Annotated in this window: 20 protein-coding genes; 6 read left to right on the forward strand and 14 right to left on the reverse strand. The window is 66.5% G+C overall.

Annotated features, from left to right (window positions below; genetic code table 11):
* Positions 1-2: 2 nt before the first annotated feature.
* Positions 3-356, reverse strand: coding sequence for a nuclear transport factor 2 family protein (locus tag A5784_RS17440; protein WP_064946154.1), 354 nt, complete (start codon positions 354-356; stop codon positions 3-5).
* A gap of 2 nt (positions 357-358) precedes the next feature.
* Entirely contained in the window at positions 359-1,885 is a 1,527-nt protein-coding gene (locus tag A5784_RS17445) for a carboxylesterase/lipase family protein (RefSeq protein ID WP_232006102.1), read from the reverse strand.
* Between the two features lie 188 nt (positions 1,886-2,073).
* Here A5784_RS17445 and A5784_RS17450 point away from each other — a divergent pair, with 188 nt between their 5' ends.
* The gene (locus tag A5784_RS17450) at positions 2,074-3,327 is read left to right on the forward strand and encodes a cytochrome P450 (protein ID WP_064946155.1); all 1,254 of its coding nucleotides are present in this window, start codon (positions 2,074-2,076) and stop codon (positions 3,325-3,327) included.
* A gap of 14 nt (positions 3,328-3,341) precedes the next feature.
* Here A5784_RS17450 and mftG read toward each other — a convergent pair whose 3' ends face one another.
* The 7 genes from mftG to mftA all read right to left on the reverse strand — a co-directional run bounded on the left by mftG (position 3,342) and on the right by mftA (position 9,863).
* On the reverse strand, positions 3,342-4,766 hold the full coding sequence (mftG, locus tag A5784_RS17455) for a mycofactocin dehydrogenase MftG (RefSeq protein WP_064946215.1): 1,425 nt from the start codon (positions 4,764-4,766) through the stop codon (positions 3,342-3,344).
* Position 4,767: 1 nt separating this feature from the next.
* On the reverse strand, positions 4,768-6,180 hold the full coding sequence (gene mftF / locus A5784_RS17460) for a mycofactocin biosynthesis glycosyltransferase MftF (RefSeq protein WP_064946156.1): 1,413 nt from the start codon (positions 6,178-6,180) through the stop codon (positions 4,768-4,770).
* Positions 6,177-6,920, reverse strand: coding sequence for a mycofactocin biosynthesis peptidyl-dipeptidase MftE (gene mftE / locus A5784_RS17465; RefSeq protein ID WP_064946157.1), 744 nt, complete (start codon positions 6,918-6,920; stop codon positions 6,177-6,179). The genes mftF and mftE overlap by 4 nt, the downstream gene beginning before the upstream one ends.
* 147 nt (positions 6,921-7,067) lie before the next feature.
* The gene (gene mftD / locus A5784_RS17470; protein ID WP_064946158.1) at positions 7,068-8,261 is read right to left on the reverse strand and encodes a pre-mycofactocin synthase MftD; all 1,194 of its coding nucleotides are present in this window, start codon (positions 8,259-8,261) and stop codon (positions 7,068-7,070) included.
* 2 nt (positions 8,262-8,263) lie between these two features.
* Complete coding sequence (gene mftC / locus A5784_RS17475) at positions 8,264-9,457, reverse strand: mycofactocin radical SAM maturase (RefSeq protein WP_029369128.1); 1,194 nt, start codon at positions 9,455-9,457, stop codon at positions 8,264-8,266.
* Complete coding sequence (gene mftB, locus A5784_RS17480; RefSeq protein WP_064946159.1) at positions 9,454-9,765, reverse strand: mycofactocin biosynthesis chaperone MftB; 312 nt, start codon at positions 9,763-9,765, stop codon at positions 9,454-9,456. The genes mftC and mftB overlap by 4 nt, the downstream gene beginning before the upstream one ends.
* Positions 9,766-9,767: 2 nt before the next feature.
* Complete coding sequence (gene mftA / locus A5784_RS37645; protein ID WP_063827636.1) at positions 9,768-9,863, reverse strand: mycofactocin precursor MftA; 96 nt, start codon at positions 9,861-9,863, stop codon at positions 9,768-9,770.
* A gap of 93 nt (positions 9,864-9,956) precedes the next feature.
* Here mftA and mftR point away from each other — a divergent pair, with 93 nt between their 5' ends.
* The 3 genes from mftR to A5784_RS17500 all read left to right on the forward strand — a co-directional run bounded on the left by mftR (position 9,957) and on the right by A5784_RS17500 (position 12,402).
* On the forward strand, positions 9,957-10,541 hold the full coding sequence (mftR, locus tag A5784_RS17490) for a mycofactocin system transcriptional regulator MftR (RefSeq protein ID WP_064946161.1): 585 nt from the start codon (positions 9,957-9,959) through the stop codon (positions 10,539-10,541).
* A 62-nt stretch (positions 10,542-10,603) separates the two neighbouring features.
* A complete protein-coding gene (locus tag A5784_RS17495; protein WP_064946162.1) occupies positions 10,604-11,119 on the forward strand; it encodes an RNA polymerase sigma factor in 516 nt (171 codons plus the stop codon).
* Positions 11,119-12,402 carry a VOC family protein gene (locus tag A5784_RS17500; RefSeq protein ID WP_064946216.1) on the forward strand — a complete coding sequence of 428 codons (1,284 nt, stop codon included), beginning with the start codon at positions 11,119-11,121 and terminating at the stop codon, positions 12,400-12,402. Before A5784_RS17495 ends, A5784_RS17500 begins: the two co-directional genes overlap by 1 nt.
* Before the next feature lie 67 nt (positions 12,403-12,469).
* On the opposite strand, the gene A5784_RS17505 is transcribed toward A5784_RS17500, so the two are convergent.
* Positions 12,470-13,645 carry an NAD(P)/FAD-dependent oxidoreductase gene (locus A5784_RS17505; protein ID WP_064946163.1) on the reverse strand — a complete coding sequence of 392 codons (1,176 nt, stop codon included), beginning with the start codon at positions 13,643-13,645 and terminating at the stop codon, positions 12,470-12,472.
* 59 nt (positions 13,646-13,704) lie between these two features.
* Positions 13,705-14,151 (reverse strand): Rv2324 family transcriptional regulator, encoded by a 447-nt coding sequence (locus A5784_RS17510; RefSeq protein ID WP_029369136.1) that lies wholly within the window; start codon positions 14,149-14,151, stop codon positions 13,705-13,707.
* A 116-nt stretch (positions 14,152-14,267) separates the two neighbouring features.
* On the opposite strand from A5784_RS17510, the gene ddaH reads away from it, so the two are divergent.
* Both ddaH and rocD read left to right on the forward strand, forming a co-directional pair.
* Complete coding sequence (gene ddaH, locus A5784_RS17515) at positions 14,268-15,113, forward strand: dimethylargininase (RefSeq protein ID WP_082944905.1); 846 nt, start codon at positions 14,268-14,270, stop codon at positions 15,111-15,113.
* A gap of 2 nt (positions 15,114-15,115) precedes the next feature.
* Positions 15,116-16,345 carry an ornithine--oxo-acid transaminase gene (gene rocD / locus A5784_RS17520; RefSeq protein WP_232006103.1) on the forward strand — a complete coding sequence of 410 codons (1,230 nt, stop codon included), beginning with the start codon at positions 15,116-15,118 and terminating at the stop codon, positions 16,343-16,345.
* A gap of 88 nt (positions 16,346-16,433) precedes the next feature.
* Here rocD and A5784_RS17525 read toward each other — a convergent pair whose 3' ends face one another.
* The 3 genes from A5784_RS17525 to A5784_RS17535 form a co-directional block, all read right to left on the reverse strand.
* A complete protein-coding gene (locus tag A5784_RS17525; RefSeq protein WP_064946165.1) occupies positions 16,434-17,282 on the reverse strand; it encodes a mycofactocin-coupled SDR family oxidoreductase in 849 nt (282 codons plus the stop codon).
* Between the two features lie 101 nt (positions 17,283-17,383).
* Entirely contained in the window at positions 17,384-18,628 is a 1,245-nt protein-coding gene (locus tag A5784_RS17530) for an arginine deiminase (RefSeq protein WP_064946166.1), read from the reverse strand.
* Between the two features lie 31 nt (positions 18,629-18,659).
* The gene (locus A5784_RS17535) at positions 18,660-20,108 is read right to left on the reverse strand and encodes a basic amino acid/polyamine antiporter (RefSeq protein WP_064946167.1); all 1,449 of its coding nucleotides are present in this window, start codon (positions 20,106-20,108) and stop codon (positions 18,660-18,662) included.
* Positions 20,109-20,119: the final 11 nt, after the last annotated feature.

Here is a 20,119-nt window from a genome sequence, read left to right on the forward strand (position 1 = left end):
CCCTATTCGACGTAGGTGCCGTGCCCTTCCCGCACGAGCTCACCGTCGAAGATCAGCACCTCGTTGACGAGTCCACCGCGCTGGTTGCGGTAGTTGATCACCAAGCTGGATTCGCCGCGGTACACCGCGAGCACGTCGAAATGAAGATCCGGCATCCCGGCGAGCGCGGTGGTCCAGTAGTCCCGCAGCGCGGCCTTGCCCCGCACCACCCCGCGGCTTTCGGGCACGACGCGCGCAGCGACCGGCGAACTGAACACCACGTCGTCGTGGAAATGTGCCAGGACGGCTTCGACGTCGTGGGCGTTCCAGGCCGTGACCCAGGCGTCGGCAAAAGCCCGCGGCTGCGGTGTCGGCATCCTCAGCGACCTTTCAGTCCGGCCCAGAACGGGCACTGGTGTTCCTGCTCGAACCCGTCGGCCATGTGACTACCGCTGGACTGCAACGACATTCGAGGCGAACCCGCGCCGTCGGCGGCCGGCCAGCCCGGACTACCACCGGCGACGAACCGGCTCCAGTCGTCGATCATGGTGTCCGACAACGTCTGTTGCGCGGGGTTCAGCGGCGGGGCACCGCCGATGTCGAACAGGTACCGCAGCTCCAGTGAATGGCTCGCACCGACCGGGAACGGCAGGGTCCGGAAGGGTTCGGGCGCGGGAGCATCCCGGTCGTTGAATTCGTAGGCGTACACCGGCCCTGGCAGCGTCGCGGCCATCCGGTCTGCCACGCAGGAGAAGTCGGCATCGGTGACTGCCGCCGAATATGCCTGCGCCACACCGCCGTACCGATCCGCAGGATACTGTGCGGCGACTTTTCCGGCGTCGGCGCCGAACGTCTCGGCGAGCAGCCGCGGGTATTCGTCCGCAGTGAAGCGCTCCCCCGCCTGCAGGTAACGCATCGCCACGAACAACGTGAACTCATCGCGGGTGGTGCCCACCATCACGGGCACACGGGATCCCTTCCCCTCCGCGAACGCCGCCAACGGCGCAACCGGCAGAACCTTGGTACCGGTGACCGGACCGGTCAGCTCGTCGCGGCCGATGTTGTAGTACCAGACCGGCTTTCGCAACCGGTCCACCGGAAGCGCACGCAGACAGTCCGCCGCGGTCGCCGGGTCGGGGCACCCGACAGCGGCCGCGTAGTCGAGGCTTCGGCGCTGCGCGGTGGCCAGGTCGGCCTGCGCCTGACACGGCGCGCTCATGAGGATTGCGGCCCGGAACAGCCCCACCGACCCGGGCGCCACCAGGTGATTGCACACCGACATCCCGCCGGCGGATTCCCCGGCGATGGTCACCTGGTCCGGATCGCCGCCGAACGCGGCGATGTTGTCATGTACCCACCGGAGCGCGGCCTGCTGGTCGAGCATCCCGTAGTTGCCGACATCGCCTGCCGGCCCGAGCCCCGGATGAGCCAGGAATCCGAGAGTGCCGAGGCGGTAGTTGATGCTCACGACGACGATGTCGCCGCGCGCCACCAGCCAGCGGGAGTCATACACTCCGCTGCTGCCGTTGACGAACGCACCGCCGTGGATCCACACCATCACCGGTCGGCGCTCGCCGGATGCGGGCGGCGTCCACACGTTGAGGCTCAGGCAATCCTCGGAGGTGTTGCGCCCCCGCTCGGGATCGGCGGTCGGGTCCTGGACGCATCGGGGTCCGAACACCGAAGCGTCGCGCACTCCGGCCCACCCGGGTGCCGGAGCCGGCGGTGCGAATCGCAGAGGCCCGACAGGCGCGGCGGCGTAAGGGATCCCGGCGAACAACCGGTGATCGACCGCCACGTTACCGCGCAGCGTGCCCTGTGCGACGTGTACGTACGACGGGTCCGCCGCCGGTTCCGCGGACCCCGACACCGTCCGAGTGGCGCCGCGACCGCATCCCGCGAGCATCAATCCCGCGATGACCACGACCACGGCGAGGACGGCCGTCAAACGCCGACCCGGCCGGCGCACCTTTGCTGGCTGCACAGTCGCCGAGCCTAGCCGGTGGCGATCCGGCAATCCCGCGCCCGAAGTGGCGCCGATCACATAGACTGGCTACTTGACACCCGTCAACTGCTGCTTGGAGGAGTTTTTGCATGAGCGCGCCTGCGATGGACGACGCCGCCAGGGTCCTGGCCGATCCAACGGCCTACGCCGACGACGCCCGCCTCCACGCGGCACTGACCCGACTGCGCGCCGAGAACCCGGTGGCGTGGGTGGACAACCCGCCGTACCGCCCGTTCTGGGCGATCACCAAGCACGCCGACATCATGGCCGTCGAACGCGACAACGACCTGTTCATCAGCGAGCCACGACCGCTGCTGGCCACCGCGGCCGCCGACGATCTCGCCCGACAACAACTCGAAGCCGGCATGGGTCTGCGGACACTGATCCACATGGACGATCCGCACCATCGCAAGGTCCGGTCCATCGGCGCAGACTGGTTCCGCCCCAAGGCAATGCGAGATCTCAAAGTCCGGGTCGACGAACTGGCCACGCGTTATGTCGACAAGATGGCCGCGGCCGGACCGGAATGCGATTTCGTCACCGCGGTGGCGGTCGATTTCCCGCTGTACGTGATCATGTCGCTGCTCGGGCTGCCCGAGGAGGATTTCGGTCGCATGCACATGCTGACCCAGGAAATGTTCGGCGGCGACGATGACGAATACAAGCGCGAGGGCGGATCGCTGGACGACCAATTGGCCGTGCTGCTCGACTTTTTCGCGTACTTCTCGCAGTTGACCGCGTCGCGGCGGGCCAACCCGACCGGCGACCTCGCGTCGGCCATCGCCAACGGACGGATCGACGGAGAACCGCTGTCCGACGTCGACACCGCCTCGTACTACGTGATCGTCGCCAGCGCGGGCCACGACACCACCAAGGACGCGATCTCCGGAGGGCTGCTTGCCCTCATCGAAAACCCCGGCGAGCTGGAGAAATTACGGGCCAACCCCGAATTGATGGGCACCGCGGTCGAAGAGATGATCCGTTGGTCCACGCCGGTCAAGGAATTCATGCGGACGGCGACAGCCGATACGACAGTGCGTGGCGTCCCGATCGCCAAGGGCGAATCCGTCTACCTCGCTTACGTTTCCGGCAATCGCGACGAAGACGTGTTCGCTGATCCGTTCCGCTTCGACGTCGCGCGCGACCCGAACAAGCACCTGGCCTTCGGCTACGGCGTCCACTTCTGCCTGGGCGCGGCGCTGGCCAGGATGGAGATGGCGAGCCTGTTCACCGAACTGCTCGCGCGTCTGGACCACATCGAATTATCCGGGACGCCAGTGCTTTCCGCCACGACCTTCGTCGGAGGGCTCAAACACCTGCCGGTGCGCTACTCGTTGCGTTGATACCGTCGGCGCGCTCAGCGGACGATGAACTCCGCGGCGCGATGGCCGATCATCGCGATGGTCGCGTGCGGTCCACGACTGGTGATCGACGGCATGATCGAACCGTCCACCACCCAGAGCCCGGTGATTCCGTGCACTCGGCAGGTCGGGTCGAGCACGGCGCCGGGGCCGCTGCCCATCGGCGCGGTGCCCGCCAGATGCTGCGACGTCGACCACGACGGCGCACCGACTTCCGCAGTGCCCCCGATCAATTCACGAGCCAGCGCCGCGCCTTCGCGTAGCGCTTCGACATCGGAAGCCACGCTGTCGTAGCGGTGCTCGATGATAGGAGCCGTCGTCGGGTCTGCCGAGGCGAGCCGGACCCGCCCGCGCGACCGCGGCCGCATGAGCGCCACCCCGAGGTGCGGCAACTCGGCAGGATCGTGCTCGGGCCCGTGCACCATCGCGGCGAACCCCGCCGTGTACGGCCGCACTTCGATACCGTCTGCGGTGGTCAGCACGGCCTCCAGTGGCGGCAGGTCGTGGGTGGGCGTCCAGTCGACGGGCAGCACCCACTCGGGGTGGTCCACCGTCGCGGTCCCGACGGGCAATCCCGCCAACACTGCGATCCCCAACCGCTCGAGATCGACGGCCGGGCCGATGCCGGACAGCATCAACAGCTGAGCCGATCCGATTGCACCGCTGCACAACACAATTCGATCCGCGGCGAGGATTTCACCGCCGAGGCACTCCACGCCGACGGCGCGGGTCCCGGCGAACAGGATCCGGCAGACCCTGGTGTCGGCGCGGACTTCCAGGTTGGGGCGCTGCAATGCCGGCTGCAGGTAGGCACCGCCCGGGCCGAGGCGGGTTCCGCCGTTGATGTTCAGCGGCACCGCGCCCACACCTGCCGGCAACGTCGCATCGATGTCCGACCCGTTCAGATCGGGCAGCCAGCCGAATCCCGCCGCCGTCGCCGCGGCTACGAAAGAGGCCGTACACCCGTCGAATTCATGCACGCGCCGGACCAGAATCGGCCCGTCGGAGCCGTGCAGTGCGGTAGCGAAGTCCAGATCCGTCTCGATCGCAAGGAAATGCGGTAACACCTCGCGCCAACTCCAGCCGGGAATTGCCCAGCCGTCGAAGTCCGGGGGCAGCCCGCGGCAAAAGTAGCCCCCGTTGACGGCCCCCGAGCCGCCGACGACCGAACCGCGGATGATCTCGGTGTGGCGGGGCGGATGCTCGGTCAAGGTCGACCGATAGTGGCGCACCACCCCGCTGGCGGCGCCGATCGGTAGCCGCAGTCCGTCCGTGATCTGAGCGGCCACCCGCGGGTCCGACGGAGCAGGCCCGGCTTCGACGACACACACGCGGCAGTCAGGAAAGGAGGAAAGTCGTTCGGCCAAGACCGATCCGGCGCTGCCGGCACCCACAACCAGAACGTCGACTGTCGGGCGCAGGTTAACTCCGCAGCTGCGGTTTGAGTGCCCCGAGGTTGCGCTCGCGCACGACACCGGTCCACAGACCCGTGCCGTATGCGATGTCGTCGAGGCGCTTGAGCATGATGTGGGTCAGCAGGCCGACGGGCTTGGTGTCGTCGTCGGCGTTACCGCGTCTGGTCGCCCAGTCCACCACCCCGTCGACCACGGCCGCCAGCAACACCGCCTGCCGGGCCCGGCGGAAGAGCAGCGCGGCGATCAGCGCGATGGGCCAATAGTGCCGACAGATCGCCGAACACAGCTGCAGAGCAGCGGACCACAATCCGGTCGCGGTGACGACGGCGACGTCCCGGGGTTCGGTGTCGACCGTGCTGAGCGAGCGGGCGATGCGCCTGCCGGTCATGACAGCGACGATCAACGAGGCCAGATAGCCGATGCACGAACCGATGGCCAGCAACAACCAGACCACCAGGCTCCAGCCGGAGATCACCAGCGGCGCCGTCTTCCCAGGATGCCGCACGGTCAGCGGAGCAGCAGATGTGCCATAGAAGGCCTTGCGGCTGAACCAGTCTCGAAGATTTGTGCGGTGATCGTGGGCAACCAGCGCGATGGGCTCGTACCGTAGCCGGGCGCCGGCCTCGACGAACCGCCAGCACAGGTCGACGTCCTCACCGGACTGCATGGTCTCGTCGAATCCGCCGACGCCGAGCAGCGCCGAGCGCCTGCAGATGATCGCCGCGCTGGGCACGTAGGACACCGTCCCGTACGGAACCACCGGGGCCTCTCGGACACCGAGGTCCAGCGATGACCGCACGGCCTCGTACCGGGCAACCAGGTTGTCGGTGGTGTGCAGCCCGACGATCCGGGGCGCGACCAACGCCACGGCGGGATCGCAGAAATGCCCCAGCAACGCTTCCAGCCAACCACGACGCGGGACGACATCAGAGTCGAGGAACGCCACGAAGTCCGTCTCACAGGCCGCCAGGCCGGTGTTGCGGGCAGCTGCAGGCCCGTTGCTGCGGGCGTGCCGCAGCACCTGGACGTCGCAGTGCATCGCGGCGAACTCTTCCTCGGACACCGGCACCGCGGAGCCGTCGTCGACCACGATGACCCGAAGGCCGCGCAGCGCCCCGATCAGCCGATGCAGTCCAGATACGTTGTCCCGTACCGGAATAACCACGGTGACGTCGCGGTGCGACGGTCCGCTTGCGGGGCGCGGATGAGCGACGGTGGCGTCGAGCAGGGTGCGTGCCAGTTGCGCGCTGACAGCGTCGTGGACCTCGAGGCGACCCCCGTTGAGCATGGTCTGCGCAGTCGGGGCGAGTCGCAGCAGGCGCGTCGGCGATCCACCCAGCAGAGCGGACCCCTCACCGAGCACCTTGACGCGACGGTCCACCTGCACGGCAAAGCCGTCAGGCAGCCTCGGCCCGGTCACGTCAGCATCCCGTTCCGGTCGGGCAGCCAGCGACGGATCCGATCCGTGCACCCCTCGACCATCTCAGCAAAGATACGCTCCCCCTCGGACGCAGTGGCGGTGGTCGGATCACCGAGCACTCCTGCCGCGCTGACCGCGGCAACGCCACCACGACGCAACTGCGGCATCAATTCCGCCAGTGGCGCTGTGTTCCCCGGTGCGACCTCGTCGCACCACACATCGCTCGGTGAAATATGTAGCAATACAGAAGTTTCGGTATGGCCGGCATGCGCGTCGGCACCGACCGTCGCGCACGGGACCCAGCCGACGTCGCGGCTCTCCGATCGGAGCAGTGCGGTAGCCGTTGCCAGCGCCTCCACATTGCCCCCGTGGCCGTTGACGAACACCAGACGCGACACCCAGCTCGTGGCCGACCTGCCGTACTCCACCAGCAAAAGCCGCAATGCCTCGGTGCCGATCGATATGGTGCCCGCGAACCCCTCGTGCTCCCCGCTGGCTCCGTAGCCGATCGCCGGCGCCAGAACCCAGTCGGAGCCGGACACGCCGCCGAGTCGCTCGACCGCGGCACGCGCCACCGCCGAGGCGATGCGCGTGTCGGTGTCCAGCGGCAAGTGCGGTCCGTGCTGTTCGGTAGAACCGACCGGGATGACCAACATGGGCGACACGTTGCGTAGCTGCCTCGTCGTCGAGTTCCCGAGCTCGCTGGGGAAAGCCACGTGCCGATGGTAGGCCGAATTCACCTGGAGTGCGCCAATTGTTGAAGCATGAGCAGCAATTGATTTCCCGGAACTTCTCCGCCGGCTCCCCAAAGCCATCACGTGCGCCTCTCCAGCCACCCCTGTCACGGGGAGGTTACGCGCTACGGACCGTCCCGACCAGACCCCCGGTCAAATGCCAGCGGTCGGTGGCACTCCCAGCGACCGCAGGAATCCCGGCGGCACCAAGATGTCATCGGGAGACAGATCGTGGATCGAGGCCTTACCGAGCCCGCGCAGCGCCGAGTCGATCCCACCCGAGAGGATGTCGAGCACGTTCTCCACGCCGGCCTGTCCGTTGGCAGCCAGACCCCACAGATATGCCCGACCGATCATGACGGCACGCGCACCCAGCGCCACGGCCTTGACGACGTCGCTGCCCCGTCGGACACCGCCGTCGAGCAAAACCTCGACCTGGTCACCGACCGCCTCGGCGATCGCAGGCAGGCACCGAATCGCGGCAGGCGTGCCATCGAGGTTGTTGCCGCCATGGTTGGAGACGGTGATTGCTGAAACCCCGGCATCGACAGCACGTTTGGCATCATCGACCCGCACCATGCCCTTGAGCAGGAACGGACCGCCCCACTGCTCGCGCAGCCAGGCGATGTCATCCCAGGTCGGCGGCGGGGTGCCCATCCACTGCCCGTACGCCTCGAAGAACGTGGGCCCCGGCTCGCCGCGTCGCCCCTGATTCGGAACCCGCAGGTCCGGCGGACGCAGATGCTTGCCGAAGCTCCACAGCCACCGCGGCTTGGTGAGCACTTCCGGCGACATCTTGATCATGGTCTTGAGATCCATGCGCTCGGGAATCTTGGGGCTACCCCAGTCACGGCCGTGACTGAAGCTCCAGTCGGTCGTCGCGATCAGGCCGACCGCGCCGGCATCCTTCGCACGCTGTACACGTTCGGCGATCTCGTCGCGGCTGCCGAGCCAATAGATCTGGAAGAAGATCTTGTCGTTGACCGCGGTGACTTCTTCCATCGGCTTGCTGGCAAACGACGAAAGCCCCATCGCGGTACCGCGTGCGGCGGCCGCGCGGGCAACCGCCACCTCGCCGTCGGGGTCGACGGCCTGCACGCCGGTCGGCGAGATGATGACGGGCATCGAAATGTCCTGACCCATCACGGTTGTCGACATCTCACGCTTCTCGGTGGCCCCCACGACGTGCGGGGCGAAGCCGAGCTCGGCAAATGCCTCGACGTTGTCGGAGACCGACACGCCCTTCTCACTGGCCGAGATCAGTGAGGAGTAGGCGGAGCGGGGCAGACGTTTCTTCGCTCGCTGCTGAGCGATGGCGACGGTTTCGAACCAGGTATCGCGGGCCATGATCAGATCGGACTTTCGTTGCAGAATTTCTTCGGAGGGACGGTGAGGAGCTTGAGCGGGATCGGTCCCTTGCTCGAGCGGGAATGGTCGACGCTGGACTTGGGCTTGTCCCGCTCCAGCGCGAGGGCGGGCTCACCGTAGCCCTGCACGCACTCGGGATCGGGCCCGTCCATCGGCAGACCGGTGAAGAACTTGGCGGCCATGCAGCCACCGCGGCAGCTGTCGTAGTGCCCGCAGCTGCCGCACGCACCGGCCGACTGCGGTTCCCGCAGCTCGCGGAACAACGGGGCGTTCTGCCACACATTCTGGAAACCGTTGTCTGACAGGATATTTCCGGCCAGGAAGCGGTCGTGGATGGCGAACGGGCAGGCGTACACGTCGCCCACCGGGTCGATCAGACAGACCACCCGGCCGGCTCCGCACAGGTTGAGACCGGCCAGCGCACCCGGTTCACCCAGGCCGGACAGGTGGAAGAACGAATCCCCCGTGAGCACCCGCTCACCGTGGGCCACCAGCCAGTCGTACAGCTGACGCTGCTGGGCTGCGGTCGGATGGAGTTCGTCCCAGACATCTGCGCCGCGCCCCGAGGGCCGCAGCCGCGTGATGCGCAGCGTGGCGCCGTACTGATCGGCCAACGCCTTGAAATCGTCGAGCTGATCGACGTTGTGGCGAGTCACCACCACCGAGATCTTGGCGTCCTTGAAACCGGCGGCCTTCAGGTTCTCCAAGGCCCGGATGGCCATCGCGAACGAGCCGGGGCCGCGCACCGCGTCGTTGATCTCGGCGGTCGCCCCGTCCAGGGAGATCTGAACGTCGACGTAATCGCTGGCCGCCAATTTCGTTGCCACCTGCGGCGTGATGCGCACGCCGTTGGTGGAGAACTTCACGCCGACATGGTGGGCGGTCGCGTAGTCGACAAGCTCCCAAAAGTCCGACCGCACAGTGGGTTCGCCGCCGCCGATGTTGACGTAGAACACCTGCATACGTTCGAGCTCGTCGATGATGTCCTTGCACTGCTGCGTGCTGAGCTCACGCGGATCGCGTTTGCCCGAGGACGACAGGCAGTGCACGCACGCCAGGTTGCAGGCGTAGGTGAGCTCCCAGGTCAGACAGATGGGAGCGTCGAGGCCATGCTCGAACTGCTCGACCAGTCGCGGTACGGGTGCCGGCGCGGGAGCCGAATCCAGAACGGTCATGGGACCTCCTTGAGAACGAGCATCTTGGACTGGGCAAGCACGCCCAGGGCATGCAGGTACGGGGCCTGCTGATCGTCGCCGACCCCGGCGGCCCGGCACGCCGACCGGACGTCGGGATGGTCGGCCAGAGAATTGACCACCGTCACTATCGTCCGGTTCTTCAGGAACGAAAGCTTGCGCGTACCAAAGTGATACAGCAATGCACCGAACGGCTCCGGCCGCACCGCCACCTGGTGGTGCAGCCGCCAGCCGCGTTCGGGATCGAACGACGGTGCCGCGCCGGTGGGCGCGGACACAGGCCCGGTCATGGTCAGTAGACCCCGCACATCCCGTCGATCGACACCTCTTCGACGAGGGTCTCGGTCACGAGTTCGGTGTCGGATTCGACTTGCTGATTCGGTTCCATGGATTTACCCCTTTCGTACGCTGGGCCTGGACTATTGTGACCCAGGTCGCAACAATATGGCATCGAGTGCCGAAATGGAAGGCCGGGTTTCAGATGAGTGCGGGACGGCGTCGGTCAACCACCCAGGACCACATCGCCGGAGTGGCCATCGAGTTGTTCGCGGCCCGCGGGTTCGACGAGGTGAGCGTCGACGACGTGGCCGCCGCGACCGGCATCTCGCGGCGCACGCTGTTCCGGTACTACCCGTCGAAGAACGCCATCCCGTGGGGCAATTTCGATGCCCACCTGCAGCAGTTGCGCGAACTGCTCGCGACGCTGAGCCCACGCGTCACGCTCGGGGAAGCCCTGCGCGAGGCGCTGCTGGCGTTCAACACCTACGAGGCCGACGAGATGGCACAGCATCGGCAACGGATGCGTGTCATCCTGGAAACCGCTGGGCTGCAAGCATATTCAATGACCATGTACGCAGGCTGGCGCGAGGTCATCGCCAGCTACGTGGCGGTCCGCACCGGTCGGGCAGCCACCGACCTGATCCCGCAGACCGTGGCATGGCTCATGCTCGGAGTCGCGCTGTCGGCCTACGAGAACTGGCTCGCCGACGAGTCGGTGTCGTTAACCGACGCCATCGGCGAAGCATTCGACATCGTCGCACCGGGGCTGGATGTGCTCGCCGAGTAGCGAACGGTTTTTCGTTGAAATTGGGGTGTCGGAGTTTGGGCTCCAACGGCGACGATAGGGGTGTGAGCGCCGAAACAGACGCTCCGCGGGCACTGTTAGCCCTCTACGACGAGGCGCTGCCAGTGGTGTACGGGTACTTCGCCCGGCGCTGCGGTGACCGCGGAACTGCCGAGGACCTGACGTCGGAGACGTTCCTGGCGGCGATGGATGCCGCCCGCAAACCGTCCCCGCCGCAGCTCTCGGTGCCGTGGCTAATCGGGGTGGCCCGGCACAAGCTCGCCGACCACTACCGGCGCCGCCACGACCGATTCAGCATCCCGGTCGCCGAGTTGCCCGAGCCGGTCGACCCGGCCGACGACTGGGATGCCGAGCTGGACCGCATCGTGGCCGAAAGCGTGCTGGCCCGGCTGCCCGAGCAACACCGCACCGTGCTCGCACTGCGCTACATGGACGACTGCTCGGTCCCCGAGTGTGCCGAGCTGATCGGTCGCACCGTGCAGGCCACGGAAGCCCTGCTGGTGCGGGCCCGCCGGGCGTTTCGAACGCATTATCCAGAACCGGAAGGAGGGAAGTCATGATCAACAACAACCACGATCCGCTGACCGTGCTGGCTGACGCCGACCTCCCGGTTTCCCCTGATCCGCAGTTCGCGGCGAGGCTGCGAGCGCGTCTGGAATCGGCTCTCACACTTCCGAATCGAACGCAAGGAGTTGTTATGACCGGCACCGATACCGCCATCGCAGACCTCAATGCCCCCGCCGTCACCGCCCAGGAACCACCCCGCGGTGCCGCACTCCCCTACCTCGCCGTGCCCGACGCCCGCGCCGCCATCGCGTGGTACATCGAGGCGCTGGGTGCCGTGCAGGTCGGCGAGCCGATCGTGATGGATGACGGCCGCATCGGCCACGCCGAACTCAGTCTGGCCGGGGGCGTGCTGTACCTCGCCGACGAATTTCCCGAGATGGGCCTCAAAGCCCCGGCACCGCAGTCGAATTCAGTGAGCCTGATGCTGCACGTGACCGACACGGACGCCGCGTTGAATCGGGCCCGCCGGCACGGCGCGCATGTGCAGCGGGAACCGTATGAAAACTACGGATCGCGCAATGCGACCATCATCGACCCTTCCGGCCACCGCTGGATGCTGTCCGGCCCGTCGACCGGTCTGCCCGCGCTGATCCAGCACGGCGACGTCGGATATGTGTCGGTGTGGGCCCCGGACCCCGACAAGGCCGCGGTGTTCTACGGACATGTGCTTGGTTGGATCTACGACCCGGTCGCCCGCAAGATCATCAACACCGTGCAGCACATCGGTATCTATCCGATGCCGGGCGCACCCACGCTGTTCTGCTGCTACGCCGTCACCGATCTGGACGCGGCTCGGCAGGCCATCACCGCGGGCGGCGGGGTCGCCGGCGAAACCCAGGCGATGGAATTCGGCACGGTGCTTGACGCCACCGATCCCAGCGGGACGCCCTTCGCGGTGTTCCAGCCGTCGACCGAAGTTCCCCGCCCCGCCCTCAATGGCGCAGGGCCGGGCGAACTTTCGTATCTCACCTACGAAGTGACCGATTCAGCGGCATTCAAGGAGTTCTACGGCCGGGTGTTCTCCTGGACGTTCGAGCCGGGCCGGATCCAAGACGGCTGGGCCATCGAGGGCAGCCAACCGATGTCCGGCATGGCAGGCGGCAGTGCGACCACCACCACCGTGCCGATGTGGACCGTCGCCGATATCGAGGCCGCGGTCGCGCGCGTGCGGGAAGCCGGCGGCACCGTGCTGCAGGAGCCGGCCCAGCAACCGTATGGATTGATGGCCGAGTGCACTGACGACCAGGGCAGCCGGTTCTACCTCGGCCAGTTCTAGCGCGATTTGTGCACCTCCGGTAACGCTCAGCGTTACGGCAGGTGCACAAATCGCACGGGGAGAGGGGTCAGCCGAGGACGTCGGCGATGGGAGCGCCTGCGGCGATCTTGCTGCGGACCTTCATCACCTTGCCCGGCATGCCACCGCCGACGACGCCGACGACCACGCCGTCCCGCTCGTAGTAGGCCAGGAACTTGCGGCCGTCGTCCTCGACGACGTGCACGGTGTCCTCGGCCTCGGGTTCGCCCAGGCATTGGATCTTCACGTCGTACTGGTCACTCCAGAAGTACGGCACCGAGCTCAGCGTCGAAGCCTCCTGGCCAAGCAGCGCAGGAACCAGAGCCCGGGCCTGGTCGGCCACGTTGCTCCAATGTTCAACGCGCACTTGGTCTCCGACCGCGGTGCGCCATGACGCCACGTCGCCGATGGCCCACACGTCGGCGATATTGGTCCGGCCCACCTCGTCGCACACCACACCGTTGTCGACCGCGATGCCGCTGCCGTCGAGCCACTCGACGGCCGGATGCGAGCCGATGCCCACCACGACCAGGTCGGCGTCCAACTCGGTGCCGTCGCCCAGCACGACCTGCTCGACCTTGTCGGTGCCGCGCACCTCGGTGACACCGACGCCGCAGCGGACATCGACACCCTCGGCCTGGTGCAAGCGGGTGACCAGGGCGCCGATCGTCTCCCCCAGCACCGACGCCAGCGGCGTGGGCTGCGGCTCGACCAGCGTGACCTCGACGCCGAGCTTGCGCAGGCTGGCGGCCACCTCACAGCCGATGAAACCGGCGCCGACCACCACGGCGCGGCGGGCCGAGCCGGCGTCGGCACGCAGAGCCAGGCTCTCGTCGTAGGACCGCAGCACGCGGATACCCGGCAGATCCGGGAAAGAGCGAATGCGCTTGGGTACCAAGCCCGTTGCGATGATCAGCTGGTCGTAGGCCAGCTGGCTGCCGTCGGCCAACGTGACCGTCTTGGCACCGGCGTCCACTGACTGCGCGGCCGAACCGAGGCGCAACGTGATGTTGTTGTCCGCATAGAATTCGGCGGGTTTCAGCGTGACGTCATCGGTCTCGGCACGCAACACTTCCTTGGACAGCGGTGGCCGATCGTAGGGCAGATGGTCCTCGTCGCTGACGATCGTGATCGCTCCGGAGTACTCCGAACGTCGCAGCTGCTCAGCGGTCCGGGCAGCCGCGAGGCCGCCTCCGACGATGACGATGCCCCCAGGTGTAGTCACGAGGGGGTTTCTACACGATCATCTCGCAGGGTGGTAGGCCACCCTACGGATGGGCACTGTTACGGTCTGGCCCGCTCGATGAGCCTGGAGAGCACCACGATGCTCTCACTGCGCTCGATGTCGGCGCTGGCCCGGATGCGTTCCAGCGCCTCCTCCAGGTGCCGCATATCGCGCGCGAGAACGTGCAGGATGGCGTCGGCGGTGCCGGTTACCGTTGCGGCACTGACGACTTCGGGAATGCCGACCCACGCGGCTCGCAGCTCGGCAGGTGCGATGGTGCCATGACAGAACACCTGAACGTAGGCCTCGGTACGCCACCCCAGTGCGTTGGGGTCCACCACGGTGGTGAAGCCACGGATCACCCCGTCGGCGATCATGCGGTCGACTCGCCGTTTGACTGCGGGCGCCGAAAGGCTCACCCGCTGACCGATCTCGGCGTAGGTGGCTCGGGCATGTTCGGCAAGCTCGGCGAGGATCTGCTCGTCGGTCTCGTCAAGACGTTCCATGTCGTTCCTCTGCACGCAACAAAACACCGCGACGATGCTTTTGTTGCAATGTATCGCTGGTAGACGCGCAATAACCAGCGATTGATTGCGTGACGACAGCTTTCTATCGTCGATTCATGACAACACTGCACGATGTCATGCCCGCGGCCGTGCCCAGACCTCGCCGCGCCACCACCCGCCGCTACGCCATGACGGAACCCCGGTATTTCGCCGTGGAGTACGCGATCAACCCATGGATGGACACCTCGACCCCGGTTGACCCGCAGCGCGCGGTGGACCAGTGGGACGTCCTCCGTCGGACATACCTCGACCTCGGCCACTGCGTCGACCTCGTCACGCCCCGCACGGGTTTGCCCGACATGGTGTATGCCGCCAACGGCGGCATCGTCGTCGGCGACACCGCCGTGGTGGCGAGGTTCGCGTACCCGCAACGCGCGCCCGAGGCCGACGCCTACGCCGAGTGGATGGCTGCCCGTGGCCTCACGCTCGCCCGCACCCAGCATGTCAACGAGGGTCAGGGCGACCTCCTCGTCGTCGGATCAACTCTGTTGGCAGGCTGGGGTTTTCGCACAGAGCGCGACGCGCACGACGAGATCGCCGCCATCACCGGACTACCCGTGGTGAGCCTGGAATTGGTCGACCCGCGCTTCTACCACCTCGACACCGCCCTGGCCGTGCTCGACGACACCACGGTCGCCTACTACCCACCGGCGTTTACCGACGCCGGCCGGGCTCGGATAGCTGAGCTGTTTCCCGATGCCATCGAGGTCGCCGACGCCGACGCCCATGTGCTGGGCCTCAATGTCGTCTCCGATGGCCGTCACGTCGTGATGCCCGCGGCGGCCACCGGCTTCGCGACCCAACTCCACGACGCCGGATTCGAACCGATCGGCGTCGACCTCACCGAACTGTTGAAAGGCGGCGGATCCGTCAAATGTTGCACCCTGGAGCTACACCCGTGAGCATGCTGGATGGCGTGGACACCGACACAGTCTCCGCAGCCATCGCACTCGACGATCGCTACGTCGCACACAACTACGCACCACTGCCGGTGGTGGCCGCCAGCGCGGAGGGGGTGTGGATCACGGATGTGACCGGCCGCCGGTACCTGGACTTCCTCGCGGCGTATTCGGCCGTCAACTTCGGCCATCGCCACCCGGAGATCATCGCGACCGCGCACGCCCAGCTCGACACCCTCACGCTCGTCAGCCGCGCGTTCCATTCCGATCGGCTGGCACCGTTCTGTGCTGCGCTGGCCGAGCTGTGCGGCAAAGACATGGTGCTACCGATGAACAGCGGCGCCGAGGCCGTCGAGAGCGGGATCAAGGTGGCCCGCAAGTGGGGCACCGACGTCAAGGGCGTAGCCCCGGACGCTGCCAATATCGTGGTCGCCCACAACAACTTCCACGGCCGCACCACCACGATCATCAGCTTCTCCGACGACGAGACCGCGCGCCGCGGATTCGGCCCGTACACACCCGGGTTCCGCTCGGTGCCGTTCGGTGACGCCGACGCGCTGGCCGCCGCGGTCGATGACAACACCGTCGCAGTGCTGATCGAACCCATCCAGGGCGAGGCCGGCATCATCGTCCCGCCCGCGGATTTCCTGCCGCGGGTGCGCCAGATCTGCACCGAGCGCAACGTGCTGATGATCGCCGACGAGATCCAGTCCGGGCTCGGTCGCACCGGCCGCACCTTCGCGTGCGAGCACTGGGACGTCGTCCCCGATGTCTATCTGCTGGGCAAGGCACTCGGCGGTGGTGTGTTGCCGCTGTCGGCAGTGGTGGCCGATCGCGACGTGCTGGGCGTGCTGCACCCCGGCGAGCACGGTTCCACCTTCGGCGGCAACCCGCTGGCCGCGGCGATCGGCAGCACTGTGGTGAGCATGCTGCAGCGGGGTGAATTCCAGTCCCGCTCAGCAGAACTCGGTGAGCATCTACACAGCCGGCTAGTGAAGTTGATCGGTCACGGCGTTCATGCGGTACGGGGACTCGGGCTGTGGGCAGGCGTCGACATCGACCCGGACCTCGGCAGCGGCAAGAAGCTGTGCCTGGCGCTGGCCCAACGTGGCGTGCTCGCCAAGGACACTCAAGGGTCCACGCTGCGGTTCGCCCCGCCCCTGGTGGTCACAGCCGACGAGATCGACTGGGCCATTGATCAATTCGCCGAGGCCCTCGCCGACGCGCGCCGGTAGTCAGTTGCGCGAGCAGACACCGCGGTACTGCAACCACGGCGTGTCGCGTGCCGCAGCGTCTGCTCGCGGGAGAAAGGCGCGGGAAAACTCAGTATTTCAGCACACCGCGGTCGACGGCGATCTGGCTGCCCGACAGGGTGGCCGAGCCGTCCCCGGCCAGCCACGCCACCACGTCGGAGACCTCTTCGGGCGTCATGAAGGTGGACAGCCCCTTGCCGTCCTGCCCCACCGGCTGCAGCGGCATGGGCGCGAAGCTGTGTAGGTAGTTCGGGTACTTCGAGAACACCGCGGCCATGGCCTCCGGCTCGATCATCGGGGTGTCGATCGAGTACGGGTGGATGGAGTTGACCCGAATTCCGTACTCACCCACCTCCAATGCCAGCGCATTGGTCAGCGCCACCAGGCCGTGCTTGGACGCCGAGTAATGCCCGTTGCCCGGCGTTGCCTTGAGACCCGCCGACGAACTCACGATGACGATGGACCCGCCGTTGCCGGCCTCGATCATCGCGGGCACCGCGGCGCGGATGGTCCGCCAGGTGCCGTTGAGGTTCACGTCGACGACGGTGTCCCACTGCTCGGGCGACATCTCGAAGAGCCTGCCCCAACTGAGCACACCGGCGTTGGCCACGACGATGTCCAGACGGCCGAACTGCTCGACACCGTCGGCGACGATTTGTTGCTGGGCGGCGAGGTCGCGGATATCGACTTCACGGGCCAGCACCTTGCGGCCCGCGGCCTCGACCGCGCGGACCGTCTCGGCGAGATCCTCGGGCGTGGCCGGCGCATAGGTGATGGTGTCGTCCACCGCACGGCATACGTCGATGGCGATGATGTCGGCACCCTCGTTCGCGAGGCGCACCGCATGGGCCCGGCCCTGACCGCGGGCCGCCCCGGTCACGAATGCCACCCGACCCTCGAGCGTTCCACTATCTGCCACGTCACCGGTCCTTTCACTGAGCCAGCGACCAGGCTAACAGCAAAAGTAGAACGTGTTCTAGCCCCAGTGTGCGTGCTGGGCGCCAGGAAGCTATCCGCCCGTCACCACGGCAACGGGTCGCGGATGATCGGGCAGGTCATGCAGTGCCCGCCGCCGCGGCCGCGGCCCAGTTCCGCGCCAACGATGGTGATCACCTCGATGCCCGCCTTGCGCAGCAGCGAGTTGGTGTGGGTGTTGCGGTCGTAGGCGAACACCACGCCCGGTTCGACGGCAACCAAGTTGTTACCGCTGTCCCACTGCTGACGCTCGGAATCGTATTTCGTGCCACCGGTTTCCACGACGCGCAGGCGAGGAAGCCCCAGCTCGGCGGCAACCATCTCGACGAACGGTTTGGTGGCTTCCTCGACCTCAACCCCCGGCGCGGTATCGCTGGGGTGCAGCACGAACGTCTGGATCGCATCCACGATCTCGGGATAGATGGTGACCACGTCACGGTCGGCGAAGGTGAAGACGGTATCGAGATGCATCGCCGAACGCAGCTTCGGCATGCCCGCCACGAGCACCTTCTCGGCCGCTTCGTTGGCGAACAGCTCAGCCGCCACCTGCGTGATGGCCTGCCGCGACGTTCGCTCGCTCATCCCGATCAACACGATGCCGTTGCCGGGCACCATGACGTCTCCGCCCTCGATCGTGGACAGACCCCAGCTCTCCTCGGGATCACCCCACCACACGGTGGCCCCGACGTAATCGGGATGGAACATGTAGATGGCCTTCATCAGCAGGGTCTCGTCGTGGCGGGCAGGCCAGAACAGCGGATTGAGCGTCAGGCCCCCGTAGATCCAGCAGGTGGTGTCGCGGGTGTAGAGGGTGTTGGGCAGCGGCGGCATGAGGTATTCGGTGATACCCGCGGCCTCCCGCGCCAACGACCGGTAACCCGAACACATTTCGGGCGGCAGGTCGCGTATCGACATCCCGCCGATCAACAGTTCGGCGAGCCGTCGCGACGTCAGTGAGTCGAGGAAGCCACGGGTGTCGTCGACCAGGCCGAGGCCGACCTCGTTGGGAACGATCTTGCGATCCAGCAGCCATGCCCTGGCCTCGGGTATGTCCATGGTCTCGGTGAGCAGGTTGTGCAGCTCGACCACTTCGACCCCACGCTCGCGCATCTTGTCCATGAAGTCGAAATGGTCGCGCCGCGCGTTCTGCACCCACAACACATCGTCGAACAACAAGTCGTCACAGTTGGTCGGCGTCAACCGTTCGTGGGCCAGGCCGGGCGAGCACACCAGCACCTTGCGCAGCTTGCCCACCTCGGAATGCACGCCGTAGTCCTCGGCCGGATCCATGTCGTTTCCTCTCGTCGCACCCTCGAAACAGCTAAATCTGGATGGCTCCCGAAGCCAGGCCGTACACGCCCCCCACCGCCCCGAGCAGGATGACCACGAAGAGCGCAGCCTCGGCCGGGCGGAATACGCGCAGGCCGCGTTCGCGCCGAGCAATCCAATACAACAGGGCCCCAGGGGCGTAGAGGATGCACGACATCAGCAGGTGATCCCACCCGGCGGCATAGACCAGGAACAACGTGTAGAACGTAGCCAGCGCCGCAACGACTGTGTCGGGGACCAGTGAGCGCCGGTCGCCGTAAGTCTCGCGCGTGATGGTCAGTTTCAGGGCGTACCCCGCGGCCAGCAGATACGGGATGACCGCCAGCGCCGCCGTCAGATCCAGCATGAAATCGAGCGCCTCGGACGTGAACAGCAGCAGGATCAGCAGCAGCTGCACAAGCCCGCCGGCCATCACCAGCGCGGTGACAGGTGCGCCCTTGGCATTCTCCCTGGCCAGGAACCTCGGCATATCGTCGGTTTTGGCCGGGATGTATAGGATTTCGCCAGCCATCAACGTCCACGCCAGATACGCGCCGAGCACCGACAGGATCACTCCGACCCTGATGAAAATCGAGCCCCAGTGCCCCACAATCGATTCCAGCACAGAGGCCATGGACGGCTGGGCGACTCCGGCCAACTCGGACTGCGGCAGCACGCCATAGGACGACAACGTCACCAGCATGAACACCGCCAGCACCGAAAGAAAACCGATCACGGTGGCGCGGCCGACATCCTCGCGCTTGCGCGCAAATCGCGAATACACACTGGCGCCTTCGATACCCATGAACACAAAGACCGTGATCAGCATGGTGCCCTTGGCCTGATCGAAAAGCGATGCCCAGGAATAGTTTCCGTCGCCACCCCAGAAATTGTCGGCAAACACGCCACCCTTGAAGGCGATCAGGGCGATCACGATGAACACCAGGATCGGGATCACCTTGGCGAAGGTCGCGATCCGATTGATGATCGCAGCTTCTTTGACGCCCGCCAGGATCAGGGCGAAGAACAACCAGACGCCCACCGACGAGCAGAGCACCGCGACGACAGTATCCCCTGCGCCGAGCGCGGGAAACAGTGCGCTTGTCGTCGTCATGATCAGCACCCAGTACGACGTATTACCCGCGCACGCCGACGCCCAGAATCCGAACGCGGAATTGAACCCGACGTAATCGCCGAATCCCGCCTTTGCATAGGCATAGATACCGGCGTCCAGTTCGGGCTTGCGCGTGGCGAGCCGCTGGAACACGAACGCCAGCATGAGCATGCCGGTACCCGCGATCGTCCAGGCGATCAGCGCACCGGCGACGCCGGTCTCGACGCCGAATCGGCGTGGCAGCAGGAAGACACCCGAGCCGACCATCGATCCGACGACCATGGCGGTCAACGTCGGCAGGCTTACCTTTTGATCCTTCTCCGCCGTCTGTTGGTCGGATGTGACCACTGCCGTCCCCC

Origin of the sequence: Mycobacterium sp. 852013-50091_SCH5140682 (assembly GCF_001665685.1) — a bacterium.
In the GTDB taxonomy this organism is placed as follows: Bacteria; Actinomycetota; Actinomycetes; order Mycobacteriales; family Mycobacteriaceae; genus Mycobacterium.

Bases quoted from the DNA above. Each gene is read 5' to 3' on its own strand.
- A5784_RS17440 (WP_064946154.1), bottom strand. From the start codon at position 356: ATGCCGACACCGCAGCCGCGGGCTTTTGCCGACGCCTGGGTCACGGCC.
- A5784_RS17445 (WP_232006102.1), bottom strand. From the start codon at position 1,885: ATGCTCGCGGGATGCGGTCGCGGCGCCACTCGGACGGTGTCGGGGTCC.
- A5784_RS17450 (WP_064946155.1), top strand. From the start codon at position 2,074: ATGAGCGCGCCTGCGATGGACGACGCCGCCAGGGTCCTGGCCGATCCA.
- mftD (WP_064946158.1), bottom strand. From the start codon at position 8,261: ATGGCCCGCGATACCTGGTTCGAAACCGTCGCCATCGCTCAGCAGCGA.
- mftC (WP_029369128.1), bottom strand. From the start codon at position 9,457: ATGACCGTTCTGGATTCGGCTCCCGCGCCGGCACCCGTACCGCGACTG.
- mftB (WP_064946159.1), bottom strand. From the start codon at position 9,765: ATGACCGGGCCTGTGTCCGCGCCCACCGGCGCGGCACCGTCGTTCGAT.
- mftA (WP_063827636.1), bottom strand. From the start codon at position 9,863: ATGGAACCGAATCAGCAAGTCGAATCCGACACCGAACTCGTGACCGAG.
- mftR (WP_064946161.1), top strand. From the start codon at position 9,957: ATGAGTGCGGGACGGCGTCGGTCAACCACCCAGGACCACATCGCCGGA.
- A5784_RS17510 (WP_029369136.1), bottom strand. From the start codon at position 14,151: ATGGAACGTCTTGACGAGACCGACGAGCAGATCCTCGCCGAGCTTGCC.
- ddaH (WP_082944905.1), top strand. From the start codon at position 14,268: ATGACAACACTGCACGATGTCATGCCCGCGGCCGTGCCCAGACCTCGC.
- rocD (WP_232006103.1), top strand. From the start codon at position 15,116: ATGCTGGATGGCGTGGACACCGACACAGTCTCCGCAGCCATCGCACTC.
- A5784_RS17530 (WP_064946166.1), bottom strand. From the start codon at position 18,628: ATGGATCCGGCCGAGGACTACGGCGTGCATTCCGAGGTGGGCAAGCTG.